Annotated in this window: 17 protein-coding genes; 6 read left to right on the top strand and 11 right to left on the bottom strand. The window is 29.8% G+C overall.

What is annotated here, in order from left to right:
* From L8V85_RS08055 to mnmG, 9 genes are all read right to left on the bottom strand, one after another.
* A partial coding sequence (locus tag L8V85_RS08055) for a hypothetical protein (protein ID WP_263737803.1) occupies nucleotides 1-1,118 on the bottom strand: 1,118 nt, incomplete at its 3' end.
* 58 nt (nucleotides 1,119-1,176) lie between these two features.
* Nucleotides 1,177-1,947, bottom strand: a complete 771-nt coding sequence (gene fliR, locus L8V85_RS08050; RefSeq protein ID WP_133318669.1) for a flagellar biosynthetic protein FliR — start codon at nucleotides 1,945-1,947, stop codon at nucleotides 1,177-1,179.
* Nucleotides 1,934-2,569: an ABC transporter ATP-binding protein gene (locus L8V85_RS08045; RefSeq protein ID WP_133318668.1), complete on the bottom strand. Its 636-nt coding sequence runs from the start codon at nucleotides 2,567-2,569 to the stop codon at nucleotides 1,934-1,936. The genes fliR and L8V85_RS08045 overlap by 14 nt, the downstream gene beginning before the upstream one ends.
* A gap of 2 nt (nucleotides 2,570-2,571) precedes the next feature.
* The gene (gene tsf / locus L8V85_RS08040; protein ID WP_263737802.1) at nucleotides 2,572-3,648 is read right to left on the bottom strand and encodes a translation elongation factor Ts; all 1,077 of its coding nucleotides are present in this window, start codon (nucleotides 3,646-3,648) and stop codon (nucleotides 2,572-2,574) included.
* Nucleotides 3,648-4,433: a 30S ribosomal protein S2 gene (gene rpsB / locus L8V85_RS08035; protein ID WP_220567138.1), complete on the bottom strand. Its 786-nt coding sequence runs from the start codon at nucleotides 4,431-4,433 to the stop codon at nucleotides 3,648-3,650. The genes tsf and rpsB overlap by 1 nt, the downstream gene beginning before the upstream one ends.
* A 173-nt stretch (nucleotides 4,434-4,606) precedes the next feature.
* A complete protein-coding gene (locus tag L8V85_RS08030; RefSeq protein ID WP_263737801.1) occupies nucleotides 4,607-5,734 on the bottom strand; it encodes a c-type cytochrome in 1,128 nt (375 codons plus the stop codon).
* 2 nt (nucleotides 5,735-5,736) lie between these two features.
* Nucleotides 5,737-6,981, bottom strand: a complete 1,245-nt coding sequence (locus L8V85_RS08025; RefSeq protein WP_220567136.1) for a cytochrome b — start codon at nucleotides 6,979-6,981, stop codon at nucleotides 5,737-5,739.
* A 1-nt stretch (nucleotide 6,982) separates the two neighbouring features.
* Nucleotides 6,983-7,486, bottom strand: a complete 504-nt coding sequence (gene petA, locus L8V85_RS08020) for a ubiquinol-cytochrome c reductase iron-sulfur subunit (protein WP_133318665.1) — start codon at nucleotides 7,484-7,486, stop codon at nucleotides 6,983-6,985.
* Nucleotides 7,487-7,651: 165 nt separating this feature from the next.
* Nucleotides 7,652-9,508, bottom strand: a complete 1,857-nt coding sequence (mnmG, locus tag L8V85_RS08015) for a tRNA uridine-5-carboxymethylaminomethyl(34) synthesis enzyme MnmG (protein ID WP_263737800.1) — start codon at nucleotides 9,506-9,508, stop codon at nucleotides 7,652-7,654.
* A 123-nt stretch (nucleotides 9,509-9,631) separates the two neighbouring features.
* Between mnmG and ribE the strand changes: the two genes are divergently transcribed.
* Genes ribE through L8V85_RS08000 form a run of 3 tightly spaced genes read left to right on the top strand, consistent with a single transcriptional unit; the run spans nucleotide 9,632 to nucleotide 11,080 of the window.
* A complete protein-coding gene (gene ribE / locus L8V85_RS08010) occupies nucleotides 9,632-10,240 on the top strand; it encodes a riboflavin synthase (RefSeq protein WP_133318663.1) in 609 nt (202 codons plus the stop codon).
* A complete protein-coding gene (pgeF, locus tag L8V85_RS08005; RefSeq protein ID WP_263737799.1) occupies nucleotides 10,204-10,872 on the top strand; it encodes a peptidoglycan editing factor PgeF in 669 nt (222 codons plus the stop codon). Before ribE ends, pgeF begins: the two co-directional genes overlap by 37 nt.
* Before the next feature lies 1 nt (nucleotide 10,873).
* Entirely contained in the window at nucleotides 10,874-11,080 is a 207-nt protein-coding gene (locus L8V85_RS08000; RefSeq protein ID WP_133318661.1) for a hypothetical protein, read from the top strand.
* A 2-nt stretch (nucleotides 11,081-11,082) separates the two neighbouring features.
* On the opposite strand, the gene L8V85_RS07995 is transcribed toward L8V85_RS08000, so the two are convergent.
* Nucleotides 11,083-12,306 (bottom strand): sensor histidine kinase, encoded by a 1,224-nt coding sequence (locus tag L8V85_RS07995; RefSeq protein WP_263737798.1) that lies wholly within the window; start codon nucleotides 12,304-12,306, stop codon nucleotides 11,083-11,085.
* Nucleotides 12,299-12,964 carry a response regulator transcription factor gene (locus L8V85_RS07990; protein ID WP_263709195.1) on the bottom strand — a complete coding sequence of 222 codons (666 nt, stop codon included), beginning with the start codon at nucleotides 12,962-12,964 and terminating at the stop codon, nucleotides 12,299-12,301. The genes L8V85_RS07995 and L8V85_RS07990 overlap by 8 nt, the downstream gene beginning before the upstream one ends.
* A 129-nt stretch (nucleotides 12,965-13,093) precedes the next feature.
* Between L8V85_RS07990 and L8V85_RS07985 the strand changes: the two genes are divergently transcribed.
* From L8V85_RS07985 to L8V85_RS07975, 3 genes are all read left to right on the top strand, one after another.
* Nucleotides 13,094-13,681: a bacteriohemerythrin gene (locus L8V85_RS07985; RefSeq protein ID WP_220567131.1), complete on the top strand. Its 588-nt coding sequence runs from the start codon at nucleotides 13,094-13,096 to the stop codon at nucleotides 13,679-13,681.
* Between the two features lie 77 nt (nucleotides 13,682-13,758).
* Nucleotides 13,759-14,322 carry a bacteriohemerythrin gene (locus tag L8V85_RS07980; protein ID WP_133318657.1) on the top strand — a complete coding sequence of 188 codons (564 nt, stop codon included), beginning with the start codon at nucleotides 13,759-13,761 and terminating at the stop codon, nucleotides 14,320-14,322.
* Between the two features lie 10 nt (nucleotides 14,323-14,332).
* On the top strand, nucleotides 14,333-14,554 hold the full coding sequence (locus L8V85_RS07975) for a CopG family transcriptional regulator (RefSeq protein WP_263666114.1): 222 nt from the start codon (nucleotides 14,333-14,335) through the stop codon (nucleotides 14,552-14,554).
* Nucleotides 14,555-14,556 lie beyond the last annotated feature (2 nt).

Here is a 14,556-nt window from a genome sequence, read left to right as displayed (position 1 = left end):
TCTATATTTTCCTCTATATTTTCCTCTATATTTTCCTCTATATTTTCCTCTATATTTTCCTCTAAATCTAAAGCTTGCGTATTTTCATTGTTATCTGTTTCTTGAGTGTCAAAATTTTGCACTAGCTCCCCATTAAGACCATTAAATTCTTCATCAAGCTCATCAATAGCGGCCAATTCTTCTTTTATCTTATCTTGAGTACTTAGCTCCTCTTCTTCTAGTTGAAAATCATCTATACTTTGATTTTCAAATATTTCTTCAACCATAGGCTCATTTTCTTCTAAAGCCATTTTTTCTTCTTTTTCCTCGCCAATAAATTGAGCATCTTCAGGCAAATCATCAAAGCTCATTTCTTTTTCACCTATCTCTTCAACCATAGGTAATGCATCAAAAGAATCAAATTCAGCGAGGGTTTCTTCTATATTTTCTTCTATATTTTCTTCTATATTTTCTTCTATATTTTCTTCTATATTTTCTTCTATATTTTCTTCTATATTTTCTTCTATATTTTCTTCTATATTTTCTTCTATATTTTCTTTATCTAAGCTATCTGAAAAAACTAAATCATCTTCTGTTTTCTCTTCATCTATTAACTCACTTGTTGCATCAAATATATCATCATTTTTTAATCCATCACCTAAATTCTCTTCAAAAAAATCTTCTTGTAAATTTAAATCATCTTCACTCAAATTTTCTTCATGTTCAGACAAATCAATACCTTCTAAAAGTTCATTTCCATCCAAAGGCATATCTTTACCAACAACTTCCTCATCATCAAAATTTAGTTCATCTTCGCTCAAAGCATCTTTTTGAATATCATCCAAAACCCCATCTCCACTTAGAAGATTTATAAAATCGGTAGGTAAAAACGGTTTATACAAACATTCTATACCTTCTTTTTGTTCTAGGTTTCTAGGTAACAAATAAATCAATCTATCACATTTACTTTTTAAATCATCTAAATCAGCCTCAATATCATGATCTATAATAATTACATCATAAAATCCCTCAAGCTCCTCAATACCCGTGAGCTCCTCAAAATCATAACCTAATTTTTGAACCCCCAAACTAATTAATTTTGAAACAGCTATATTGGAATTTATTAGCAAAACCCTCATTATCATCTCCCAAGAATAAAAAATACATTATTTTAAAACATTTTTAATTATTTAATGCTTATATATTAAAAAATAACAACTCCATATGCTCAAAACTTTTTACTATTAAATTTTTAAAATATTGCATCATAATAAGTAAAATAGCAATAAGAACCGCGAAAGACAAAAATATCTTGATAGGATAACCAACCACTAAAAGATTAAATTGTGGCATAGTTTTCATAAGCATGCCAAAAATCACATCTGATAGCAAAGAAATAGCTAAAACAGGAAAAGCCATAGAAAAACCAAGCACAAAAATATTTACCATAGCTTTATTTAAATAAAGCATTAAATTTTCATGTGGATAAAATCCACCTAAACTAATATATTCCAATGAATTAGATATAAAAAGCAAAATCAAATGATGTCCATCAAAAGCTAAAAATACAAGCAAAGCTAATAAATTTAAAACTTGTGAAATTACAGGAGTATTTGCACCTGTTGTGGGATCCATAACACTAGCCATTGAAAAACCCATAGTAAAAGAAATCTGCTCACCTGCCATTTGCAAAATGGCAAAAGTCATTTGCAAAATCATTCCTGCTATCATCCCAAAAATAACTTCACTTAAAAGATATAGAATAAAAAAAGAATCAGGTGTATTATTTTCAAGCTTAGCTAAGGGGTATAAAAACATTGTTAAAAACATTACCAAAGTTGTTTTTACCACCAAAGGAATACTATTATGAGAAAAAAAAGGGAAAAAAACTATCAATCCACTCATTCTAGCAAACAAAAGCATGAAAATAACTACATTTTCATCACCTAAATATTTAACAAATTCCATGGTTGTTTAAGTGAAAAACCTTATCACATTTTTTAGCAAGCTCTTGATCATGCGTAACAAAAATTAAAGCTGCATTATTTTCTTTGATATAATCAATCAAAATATCCATTACATTTAAAGCATTTTTAAAATCTAAATTTCCGGTAGCCTCATCTGCAAAAATAATTTTTGGCTTCTTGCTTAAAACCCTAGCTATACTTACTCTTTGCTGTTGTCCACCGCTTAGTTTTGTGATTTTTTGATTCATTAAATCTGCAATATCAAGTTTTTTTAATAATTCATAATCAATATTCTGCCCACTTAAAACACTCGCAAGTTCTATATTTTCAAAAGCCAAAAAACCTTTAAATAAATAATGCATTTGAAAAATAATACCAAAATCTTTTCTACGAATTTCTAGCAAAGCTTCATCATCTAAGTCGTATAAATCTTGATTATTATAAAAAACTTTTCCCGATTGAGGTTTTAATAAGGTAGATAAAATATGCAAAAGAGTAGATTTACCACATCCACTGCTTCCACATACTGCAATACAATCTTTTGTATTTAAAGTAAAATTTAAATTTTCAAAAAGCGGAATATCAAAACTATGGTTTAAATTTTCCGCTTTTAAAAGTTCCATTTTTAACCAATTTGTGCAGCAACTTCAGCAGCAAAATCTTCAGTTTTCTTTTCTAGGCCCTCACCTACTTCAAAACGAATAAATTCGATTATTTTGATAGTTCCACCTAGTTCCTTTTCTTTATCAGCAATTACTTGTTCGATAGTTTTTTTATCATCCATTACATAAAACTGACCCATTAAAGTAAGTCTGCTATCAAGTTGAGAGTTATCTGCTATAAAACTATTCAACTTACCTGGGATAATATTAGGCCAAATTTTTTCTGGCTTACCTTGTGCTTGAAGTTCAGCCTTAATAGCTTCTTCAGCTGCTTGAATTACCTCTTGAGTTAATTGTTTTCTGCTTGCATATTTTGGAATTTTATGCTCTGGTTTATTAGGATCTTTTAATCTTCTTCTTTCTTCATTTTCTTTTTCTAACTCAGCAACTAAAGCTTTATACTCATTTTCTACAAAATCCATATCAAGCTCTTCATAAGATAAATAACTTGGCTTCATTGCAGCAATATGCATACAAATATGTTTTAAAAATTCTCCACACTTGCTAGCCGTAGCTTCACTATCGCAAGCTGCAGCAATAACTACACCAACACGACCATTGGTGTGAATATAACCATTTACTATACCATTAGCGCCTGCTTTTAAAGTAGCAAATCTTCTAACAACTAAATTTTCACCAATAGTTGCAATTTGGCTTTTTAAGTACTCTTCAAATTTAACACCATTAATCTCACTTGAATGTAATTCTTCAACATTTTGAAGACTCTTAGCTTGAATATGTGCTGTTGTATCTTTTGTTAAAGCAATAAATTGTTCATTTTTGGCAACAAAATCTGTTTCTGAGTTAATTTCACTTACAGTTGCACATTTAAAATCATCACTTACTTTTACACTTACTAAACCTTCAGCAGCTAAACGATCAGCTTTTTTATCAGCTTTTCCAAGTCCTTTTTCTCTTAAAAGTTGCACTGCTTTTTCAAAATCACCATCTGTATCTTTTAAAGCATTTTTACAATCCATCATACCTGCGCCAGTACTCTCGCGCAGTTCTTTTACCATTTGTGCAGTGATTTCAGCCATTACTCTTTATCTCCTTCAAAATCTTCTTCACTCATAACTTCTTCTAAAACTTCTTTTTTCTCTTCTTCAGAAATAGGCTGCTCTTCGCTAACTTCACCATCTTGCTCTCTTAATGCTTTACCTTCATTGATTGCTTCAGCCATTTCTTGACAGAAAAGTTGAACCGAACGAATTGCATCATCATTTCCTGGAATTGGAAAATCAACTAAATCAGGATCGCAGTTTGTATCTAGTGGAGCAACTACAGGGATTTTTAATCTATTAGCTTCTTGTACTGCAATTTTTTCTTTAACAGTATCAATAACAAAAATCATATCAGGTTGAGTTTTCATATATCTAATACCACCAAGATATGCTAGTAATTTTTCTTTTTTTCTAGTAAGCATTAATGCTTCTTTTTTAGTCAAAAGTTTAATACTTCCATCTTCTTCCATTTTTTCTATAACTTCTAATTTTCTAATTGATTGGCGGATAGTTCCAAAATTTGTCATCATACCACCAAGCCATCTGTGATTTACATAAGGCATACCACATTTTTCAGCATATTCCTTAATCGCTCCACCTGCTTGTTTTTTAGTTCCAACAAATAAAATTGTCTTACCTTCTGCTGCAGCGTCACGAACAATGTTATATGTATATCTAAAATATCTAAGCGTTTTTTGCAAATCAATTACATAAATACCTTTTCTTTCACCAAAAATAAATTTTTTCATTTTTGGATTCCATCTTCTTGTTTGGTGTCCGAAGTGTACACCACACTCTAACAAATCTCTCATGCTTACCATGAAATTCTCCTTGAAATAAAATAATTAGGTTTATTCCTCCGCATTCTTTAACCCATAAGCAACCTAATAAGGAAATTAATGCGTGTGAAATGAAAAAATATTATATCAAATTTTATTTTATATTTAGCTTATTATTGAAGAAAAAGAACGCCACAAGGCGTTCTTTGAGTAAATTAGTGTAGTTTAGACCAAACTGATCTTTTCCAACCTATAGCAAAAATACTTAAGATAGCAAAGAATATCATAATATAAATTCCTGTTTGCTCTCTTTCTTCTTTTTTACTATCACCAACTTTTTCAAGATAACTAATAACTTGAGTTTGTGCTTTTTCATTTAGACCAACTCTTGGCATAGCAGTTCCATGAATTTTCTTTTGAGGTTCATTGATGAAGATTTCAAGATAATGCGTGCCTTTAGAACGAATCATCATAGATAAATCCGGAGGCGTCATACCAAGATAATTTTTTAAATCACTCATATTTGAACTTGAAACAAAACCATCATATTTTACATCATGGCATCTTCCGCAAGCATTTTCAAATGTATGTTTGTTTTTAGCAAAATCAAATTCTTTTGCAATTAAAGCCGTTTTTGCTTGCTCTGAAAGCTCTTGGTTTTTAGCATATTTTTCTTCTAAATCTGCTTTTAATTTTGTATCAAATTCCTTCTCATACTCACTAGCTGTATTTTTAAAGAATGCAATTAAATCTGCTAAATCTTGATTATCTTGTGCTTCATCACCACTTAAAGGATAAGCAGGCATTAAGAATGGATTTTCATCATTAAATTTATGTGAAATTTGCAAAGCCTTAACTGGATCAACAATCAGTGCTGCTAAAAATTTCTCATCATAAATAGCACCCGCATCACTTAAATCAGGAGGTGTTACACCTAAAGAAGAATCTGTAATAGTAGCAGGAATTCCGACGGCTTTCACACCATGACATGCAATACAATTTCCTTCAAAAAGCTCTTTTCCTTTTTGTGCATTACCTTTGCTAAAATCGATTTTTGCGATTTTTTCCCATAATTGCTTGGTAGCTTCTTCTTGGCTTTTAGCAAGCTCTAATGCTTTTTGAGCATTAGCTATAGCTTTTTCACTTCCTGAAGCATTAGCATCTATTGCAGCTTTTTCTTTTAAAGCAACTTCGCCTTTGGTAAATTCTGCATCAGCTTTTGCAAAGTCAAAATTAACTGGAGTTGAAGGAGGATTCATCACTAAATGTGCATAAGGCTCAACCCCCCAATAAACTAAACCTGTGAAAAAGACAACTACAAAAAATATTTTTAATTCTCTCATTATTAGCCCCTTTTTCTTTCCATGATAGTAATAATTGGTAAGACTACTAACAATAATAGTAAAAATACCATAGAAGCATAAAATCCTATCCAAGCATTAATTCCCGTTGGAGGAAGCTTTCCATAAACTGTTAGTACAATTAAATCTATCAATAACACCCAAAACCATACAAAAAACATTGGTCTTTCGTGTGCTGGTTTTACAACATCACTTCTATCAAGCCAAGGCAACAAGAAGAAAATAATTTGTGCTATACCAAACGCTGCAAGACCTATATCAAAAGCTTTAATGCTTCCAACATCAAAGAAAAATCCTCTTAAAACTTCATAACTCCATAAGAAATACCACTCAGGATAAATATGAGGAGGTGTTTTTAAAGAATTTGCTGGGTCAAAGTTAATTGGATCCATTGCGAAATTAAATTTAAAACACACCAAATAGAAAAAGAAAATCATAAATAACGCAATATACATAAAATCTTTAGCTAAAAATCCTGGCCAAAAAGGAATAACTTTAGAACCTTTTGTATCACCTGCTAAATATTTTTCAGCTTCCAAATCAAAATCAATTTCTTCTGAAATTTCATTATTTACATGAGGAATTCTTAAAGAATAAAAGTGGAATGCAATAATTGCTAAAATTACAATTGGCAATAAGCACACATGCAGCATAAAAAATCTAGTTAAAGTTGGATCTGATACTGCAAAATCTCCTCTTATCCAAATAACTAATGCATCACCTATAAAAGGAATTCCGCCAAAAAGCTGAGTAATAACTTGAGCAGCCCAAAAACTCATTTGTCCCCAAGGTAACATATACCCACTAAATGCTTCTGCTGAAAATACAACAAACAAAAGCATACCGCTAATCCAAATCATCTCACGACCCTTTTTATAAGAGCCATAATAAATTCCCGTTAACATATGGATATATATGATTAAAAACACAACTGAAGCAGCCACACCATGCATATGACGCCAAAGCCAACCATACTCTACTTCTTGCATGATAGTTTTATTAACACTATCAAAAGCCAAAGCCACATCCGGCTTATAATACATTACTAAAAATAGACCTGAAATAAATAAAATAGCAAAAAGAGTTGTCAAGATAACACCCATTGCCCATAAGAAGTTAATTTGTTTTGGTATCCAATACTGAGCCATTAAAACATTAAAAAGCTTATTTACAGCTAATCTTTGATCAAGCCAATCTATAATACCACTAGCTTTTTTTATCTGTGCCATATCAAGCCTCCGCAATCATTTTTTTATATTCTGGACCTTCTTCGCCTAACACTAATTTAGTTCCATCAATTCTAAAAGGAGGAATGTCCAAAGGTCTTGGAGGAGGACCAAATACATTTTTACCACTAGTGTCAAATTCGCCACCGTGGCATGCGCACTTAAACAATTTCTCACTTGGAGCATAAGCTGGAATACAGCCTAAATGCGTACAAAGACCAATAACTACAGTATATGCAACATCACCTACAATAACATCCCTACTGCTATCTTTTGCCATATCCGCATCTTTTTTTAAGATAAATATAGGCTTTTTACGCCACTCGATTGTTCTTAATTCGCCTTCTTTCATACCAGAAAGATCTACGGTAGTAATACCTGCTGCTTTTACACTTGGGAGCGGATCCCATGTTTTTTTCATTGCAACTAATGAAAAAGCACCACCCACAGCAGCTACCGTTCCAAAGGCAAAGCCCATAAAGCTTCGTCTACTTTCAGATGTAGCCATTTTACTTCCTTTGTTTTGATTTATTTGTTGTAAAGTATAGCAGTTTATCTAAAAAATAATAAATTTTTTCTTTATATAAAAAAGCTTTATTTAAGATATGCAAGTATTTATTTAAAATAACAGAAGTGTATTTATTTTCAAATCAAAACAATAGATAAGTTAATATCATCTATTGTTTTTCATTTTGATATAAATATGCAAAATATCTAAAGCAGCAGGGGTGATGCCACTAATTTGCGAAGCAGCAAAAATAGTTGGCGGATTAAATTTTTGCAGTTTTTCCACCACTTCATTACTCAAACCACTTACACTTTTAAAGTCAAAATTTTCAGGAATTTTTAAGTCATTTAAGTTTTTCATTTTTTCTATTTGTGCTTTTTGCATTGCTATATAATGATAATATTTTGCTTCATTTAAAATTTCATTTAAAGAATACTCATCCATTTTTGCAAACATTTCATCTAGAGCTTTTAATTTTTCTATATTAAAACTCGCTCTTGCAACAATTTTTTGCAAACTTACTATTGAGGTAATTTTTTCTTCTTTAATGCTTTGCAAAAATTCATTATTTTGATTGCTTGGTGTCCATGTAGTTTGAAGTAAAAACTCAAGTCCTTTCCTAACATTTTGCTTTATATTATCAATATATGCATAGTCTTCTTGACTTAAAAGTTTAAAATTATGTCCATATTCTCCAAGTCTTAAAATAGCATTTTCTTCTCTTAAGAGCAGTCTATATTCAGCTCTTGAAGTAAACATTCTATAAGGCTCTTTTGTGCCTTTCATTACTAAATCATCGATTAATACCCCTATATAAGCCTCATCGCGTCTTAATACAAAAGGCTCTTTTTCATCAATTGCTAAAACCGCGTTCACTCCTGCCATAAAACCTTGTGCAGCTGCTTCTTCATAACCAGTAGTTCCGTTAATTTGCCCAGCACAATATAAATTTTTAATCTTTTTAGTTTCTAAAGTATGTTTTAACTCCGTTGGATCAATATAATCATACTCTATAGCATAGCCAAAACGCGTGATTTTAGCATTTTCAAAACCTTTTATACTTCTTAACATCGCAATTTGCACTTCATAAGGAAGTGAAGTAGAAAAGCCATTAATATAATATTCAGTAGCATCTTTAGTTTGCGGCTCTATAAATAAATGATGACTTTCTTTATCACCAAAACGATTAATCTTATCTTCTATGGAAGGACAATATCTTGGACCTATACCTTCAATTTGTCCTGTAAAAAGCGGAGCGCGGTAAAAGTTACTTTTTATAATCTCATGTGTTTTTAAATTTGTTCTTGCTATATAACATGGAAGTTGATTGGGCTTGAAATTTTTTGTTTTAAAACTAAAGGCCTTAGGATTTTCATCTCCGGGTTGAATTTCTAAAACACTAAAATCAATACTTTTAGCATCTACTCTTGGACAAGTTCCTGTTTTTAACCTCCCTACTTTTAAACCACTTTGTTTTAAATACTCACCCAAATTTGCAGACGCAAGCTCACCTACCCTACCTGCTTGAAGCTTAGTTTCACCTATATGGATAAGTCCATTTAAAAAAGTTCCTGTTGTAAGTATGATTTTTTTAGCAAAATATGTATTTTCTAAATTAGTTTTAACGCCCTTAACTTCATCATTTTCTATAAGTAAAGACAAAGCTTGCTCTTGAGAGATTTCTAAATTTTCAAGTTTTAAAAGCTTATTTCTAGCACAAATTCTATAAGCGTCCATATCAATTTGCGCTCTACTTCCACGCACTGCAACACCTTTGCTTTCATTTAAAATTCTAAATTGAATTCCAGCCTCATCAGTGATTTGTCCCATAAGTCCACCCATAGCATCAAGCTCTTTTACCAAATGTCCTTTTGCTAAGCCGCCTATAGCAGGATTACAACTTGCAGCACCAATTTGCTCGATTAAAGTAGTTAAAAGTAAAGTTTTTTTGCCCATTCTAGCAGCCCCGGCACTAGCCTCAACTCCAGCATGCCCGCCACCTATTACGATTATATCATACATATTTTGACCTCATTTTTATAAAAAAGGCAAAAATTATATAATATTTTTTAAAATAAAACACTAAAAATACTTTTTGAAATTTAAAAGTTTTGGATAAAATCTCATAAAAATTAAAGGTATTGAATGTTTAATGGATTAATCCGCGAATTAGCCTTTGTCAAATCATATCAAAACAACACTTTAAGATTAAAAGCAAGTTACAAGCCAAAACTAGGCGATAGTATAGCAGTTAATGGTGCGTGCTTGAGCGTAACAAAACTTTTTGATGATGGCTTTAATCTTGAACTTTCTTATGAAACAAGAACTCACATAGCTATTGAAAATTTAAAAGACTATGTGCATATTGAACCTGCATTAGCTTATGGCGATAGAATAGATGGGCATTTAATGCAAGGACACATTGATGGTATTGGCGAAATTACTAATATTTCTAAAAAAGAAAACGGAGTTGATTTTTATATTAAATGCCCTGATAATATACAAATTTATATGGCAAATAAAGCAAGTGTAGCTATAGATGGAGTAAGTTTAACTATCAATGAAGTTTTAAAAGATAGTATTCGTTTGACTATTATTCCTATAACCTTTAATGAAACCTTGTTTAAAAATTACACCATAGGAAGACGCGTCAATATAGAAAGTGATCTTTTAGCAAGATATATACACAGACAATTAAATTATAAAAAAGAAATTTCATGGCAACAAATAGACAAGATTACATCACTTTATTAGAAAATGATTTCGCAAAAGCTTTTGTAGCCTTTGATCAAGATTATAATATTTTTAGAGCAAAAATTCATGATAATATTTTTCCTCGGGAAAATTCTATAAAAAAGTGTGTATTTTTAAATCAAATTCATTCTAATATCATCACTCATTATAATAAAAATTTTCACTTTAATGCTGATGGGATAATTAGCAATGAAAAAAATATAGCTTTGTGTATTTTAAGCGCTGATTGCTTGCCTTTACTTTTATATGATGATAAAAATAAAACCATAGCAGCTTTGCATTCAGGTAGAAAAGGTTGTTTTGCAAATATCTTAAAAGAAGCTATTTTGAAAATGCAAAAAAGCTTTAATACTCAAACCAAGAATTTAAAACTCATCATTTCAGCAGGAATTTGTGCTAAAAATTATGAAATTAATGGCGAGGTTTTAAACCACAGCAAAGAAAATTTTGCACATTTTTTACATAAAAACAAGCTTGATTTAAAAGCATTAGTTAAATTTCAAGCAAAAGAATTAGGTATTAATGATATTTTTGATATCAATCTTTGCACCTTTGATGATGAGAGATTTTTTTCTTATAGAAAAAATCAAACTCCAAAGCGCATTGTTAGCGTGATTTATTTAAAGGATTAAAATGTATGAAGTAAAAAATCTACTTGCTTTAAAAATTCTACAAAAAGCTAGAGAATTTGGTGATAATGACTTAAGCAATGAACTTTTAATCACTCAAATGCTAAATCATACCCCACAAACTCTAAATCAAAACGATACTAAAAATTTAAATGAATTTATCACAACGCTTATAAATGCTAAAGAAAAAGCTAAAATGAGCAATAAATAATTTTAATTTTTCCAAGTTAAAATAAATTTTGTTCCTTTCTTTAACTCACTTTCTACTTTTATTTTTATATTATGTTCTTTACAAATTTTATCTACCAAAGAAAGTCCTATACCAAAACCACCTTGATTTTCATTAAATCTTGAATAACGCTCAAAAATATTAGCCAAATTTTCCTTTGCTATACCACAGCCACTATCTGCTATTATAAGTTTTTGCTCTAAAAGTGCTATTTTAATATGTCCATTTTTTATATTATATTTTATCGCGTTATTAACAAGATTATCAAACATTTTAAAAAACTGCTCTTTATTGGCATAAATTTTTCCATTATCCTCTAAAACAAGTTCTAAGTCAATATTTTTTTGCTCTAAAAATATCTTAAAATACTCCATTCTTTCTTTAATCAAATTTTTTAAAAATATCCAATCTTTTTTAGCTTCATAAGCTTGAGAAAAATTTAAAAAAGTTAAATCTGAATACAAATGACTCAAAGTCAAAGCCGCTATTTTTACGCGTTTTAAAGCCTTAATTTCTTCAAAATTCTTTTTTCTTTCCAAACTCTCTACACTCATTAATATCGCACTAATTGGCGTATTAATCTCATGAGTAGTATCTTTTATAAAATTATTTAAAAATCTTATCCTCATTTCTAAAGGCTTGAGCGCAAATTTAAGTATTAAATATCCTACTAAACTAACAAAAATCAAAGAAAGTACCATAGCTAAAGCAACTTTAAATCTTATAAATCCAAGTTCTTTAGAAATATCATCACCTTGTATTAAAACTCTTAAACGATTTACATCTCCTAATATTTCTAAAGCACTTTGATTTTGATTATCAGCAAGTAACAAGCTATTTAAATTTATATCAGCTACATAAATCAAAGTGTTATTGTTATAAATATTCGCATTATTTAATTTAAAAAAAGTTGTTTGAGCAGATAAATCAAGATTAGAAAAATAAACCTTAGTTCTATCAAATATTGCAAATTTTATATTAGAAATTTGAGCTATTTTCTTAGCACTTTTTCCTATGGGTTCAAAACGCGATTTTTCCATTTGCAAAATCACAAAACGATGTTCTTGTCTTAGCTTTATGCTATATTCGCTTATTAAATCTTCTATTAACTTAGCATACCATATACCAAAAAGCACTATAAGAATACTTCCTACACTTACTAAATACAAAGAAAGAATTTGCCATGCAACGCGCTTGGCTTCATGCATAACAATACCCTCTTCCTCTTTGATTGATAATGCTTTCTTTTCCTAAAATTTTTCGTAAATTTTTCACATAAGCTCTCAAACTAAGCTCACTTGGCTCTTGGTCATATTCCCAAATTTCTTCAAAAATATAAGCAGTATCTATAAATTTACCTTTATTTTTCAAAAGTAATGATAAAAGTTTTAATTCTTTTAAAGGTAAAGACAATGGCTTATCGTTTTGATATAAAGTTTGCGATATAAAAGCAAATTTAAAACCATTTCCCAAGTCCTCATAATCTTCATTTTTATGCGCAAAAGAACGCTTTAAAATAGCATTAATCCTTATTTTTAACTCCTGCAACTCAAAAGGCTTTTTGATATAATCATCACAACCACATTCAAATCCTTGTTGTAAATCCATAGTAGTATTTAAAGAGGTCATAAAAATAGCTGGGGTATATCTACCTGCTTCTCTTAAATTTTTAAGCACACTAAAACCATCTCCTAAAGGGACTTTTACATCAAAAATCCATAAATCAAAATTTTTCTCATAAGCTTTATCTTGTGCTTCTTGAGCATTATCCACCAAAATCACTTCAAAGCCTTCTTCTTCTAAAAACTCACTAACAATTTCCCCTAAGTTAATATCATCTTCTAGTAAAAGAATTTGCGTAGCCATTTTAAGCCTTTTATGCTATTTTAATTTGGATTATTATATTTTTTTTATGTAAATTTAGTGTGAATTTAGCATATTTAAAGGCAAGTATTTATAAAATATTAACTATTTTATTGAATTTAGGATTTTATTATGTTGCCAAATTGGGATCAAAAATATAGTATTAATAATGAAAAAATTGACGAACAACATAAAAAACTTTTTGAACTTGCCGCCAAAGTGGAAGAAATTTCAGATAGGCCAGTTTATCAAGTCGAGCTTAAAAAGATAGTTGCTGAATTTTTTCACTATATTAAAATTCATTTTCAAGATGAAGAATCCTATATGGCTGAGATTAATTACCCTTATCTAAATCAACACAAACTCATGCATAAACAAATCACAAAATCCATGATAAAACTCATACAAAGTATAAAAAGTACAAATGATTTAAAAGAAAAATTATATATAGTAGTTAATTCATGGTTGATAGAACACATCATTCAGCATGATATGATGATAGAACATTGGCGTCAAAACACCCAAGCAAAGAATTCTTCAGATACTTTTGAAGAAGAAGCTCCAAAACCAAAAAAATTCTTATATCAATGTCAATGCGAAGGAAAAACACACAAGGTTCCTTATGATATTCATTTAAAAATGCAATATTCTAAAGTGCAGTTTAAATGTAAAGAATGCTCTGCGAATTTAATACAATACAAAGAAAAAATAGAAATCTAATAAAAATTAATAATAATTTAAAATATAGTAAACTATAATGCTTATAAAACTCTTCTAAATATAAACAAGGAGCTAACATGCTACCAAAATGGTGTAGTAAATATAGTATCCATAATGAAGAAATTGATAGACAGCATAAAAAACTTTTTGAACTTGCTGCAAATGTCGAGATGATTTCAGATAAACCTGTCCATAAAGGACAAATTAAATTTTTACTTGCAGATTTTTTTAATTATATGAAAGAGCATTTTGCCGAAGAAGAAAAATACATGGCAAAAATAGGTTATCCTGAACTTTCTAACCATCAAAAAATTCACAAAAGTATCATCCAATCTATGATTGATTTAATTCAAAATCTCAAAAGCACAAATGATCTCAAAGAAAAACTTAATGTCATTGCATCAAAATGGCTTTTAGAGCATATTTTAAGAGAAGATATGAAGATAGAAAAATGGCATCAAGCACAACTAAATAAAAATGCCAATACTATAACTTTTCAAGAAACTCAAGAAATTTATGAATATATTTGCTCTTGTGTAAATAAAATTCACAAAGTTCCTTGCGAAATTCACCAAAAAATTCAATTAAACAATGCAAGTTACAAATGTAAAACTTGTCAAGAAGCTATCAAACTAAAATAAAGGCTATAAAATGAACAAACGCTACACCTTAACTATTCCATTAGAGCTTTATGAACGCTTAAATCAAACTGCGAAATTTTCTAAAAAGAAAAAAGCTGAAATTTTACGCAATGCTTTGGAAAATTATCTTGATGAAATAGAAGACTTTGCTCCAGCCATAGAAGCTTTAGAAGATTTAAAAGATGGAAATAGTAAAAAGTTAGATAACATTATAAAAAAATTAAAATGCTAACT

Source organism: Campylobacter sp. IFREMER_LSEM_CL2090 (assembly GCF_025771865.1).
Lineage (GTDB): Bacteria > Campylobacterota > Campylobacteria > Campylobacterales > Campylobacteraceae > Campylobacter_D > Campylobacter_D lari_D.
Note: the sequence above shows the minus strand (reverse complement) of the source record. Positions and strands in the feature narration are given on the sequence as shown.

Bases quoted from the DNA above. Each gene is read 5' to 3' on its own strand.
- fliR (WP_133318669.1), bottom strand. From the start codon at position 1,947: ATGGAATTTGTTAAATATTTAGGTGATGAAAATGTAGTTATTTTCATG.
- L8V85_RS08045 (WP_133318668.1), bottom strand. From the start codon at position 2,569: ATGGAACTTTTAAAAGCGGAAAATTTAAACCATAGTTTTGATATTCCG.
- tsf (WP_263737802.1), bottom strand. From the start codon at position 3,648: ATGGCTGAAATCACTGCACAAATGGTAAAAGAACTGCGCGAGAGTACT.
- rpsB (WP_220567138.1), bottom strand. From the start codon at position 4,433: ATGGTAAGCATGAGAGATTTGTTAGAGTGTGGTGTACACTTCGGACAC.
- L8V85_RS08030 (WP_263737801.1), bottom strand. From the start codon at position 5,734: ATGAGAGAATTAAAAATATTTTTTGTAGTTGTCTTTTTCACAGGTTTA.
- L8V85_RS08025 (WP_220567136.1), bottom strand. From the start codon at position 6,981: ATGGCACAGATAAAAAAAGCTAGTGGTATTATAGATTGGCTTGATCAA.
- petA (WP_133318665.1), bottom strand. From the start codon at position 7,486: ATGGCTACATCTGAAAGTAGACGAAGCTTTATGGGCTTTGCCTTTGGA.
- mnmG (WP_263737800.1), bottom strand. From the start codon at position 9,508: ATGTATGATATAATCGTAATAGGTGGCGGGCATGCTGGAGTTGAGGCT.
- ribE (WP_133318663.1), top strand. From the start codon at position 9,632: ATGTTTAATGGATTAATCCGCGAATTAGCCTTTGTCAAATCATATCAA.
- pgeF (WP_263737799.1), top strand. From the start codon at position 10,204: ATGGCAACAAATAGACAAGATTACATCACTTTATTAGAAAATGATTTC.
- L8V85_RS08000 (WP_133318661.1), top strand. From the start codon at position 10,874: ATGTATGAAGTAAAAAATCTACTTGCTTTAAAAATTCTACAAAAAGCT.
- L8V85_RS07995 (WP_263737798.1), bottom strand. From the start codon at position 12,306: ATGCATGAAGCCAAGCGCGTTGCATGGCAAATTCTTTCTTTGTATTTA.
- L8V85_RS07990 (WP_263709195.1), bottom strand. From the start codon at position 12,964: ATGGCTACGCAAATTCTTTTACTAGAAGATGATATTAACTTAGGGGAA.
- L8V85_RS07985 (WP_220567131.1), top strand. From the start codon at position 13,094: ATGTTGCCAAATTGGGATCAAAAATATAGTATTAATAATGAAAAAATT.
- L8V85_RS07980 (WP_133318657.1), top strand. From the start codon at position 13,759: ATGCTACCAAAATGGTGTAGTAAATATAGTATCCATAATGAAGAAATT.
- L8V85_RS07975 (WP_263666114.1), top strand. From the start codon at position 14,333: ATGAACAAACGCTACACCTTAACTATTCCATTAGAGCTTTATGAACGC.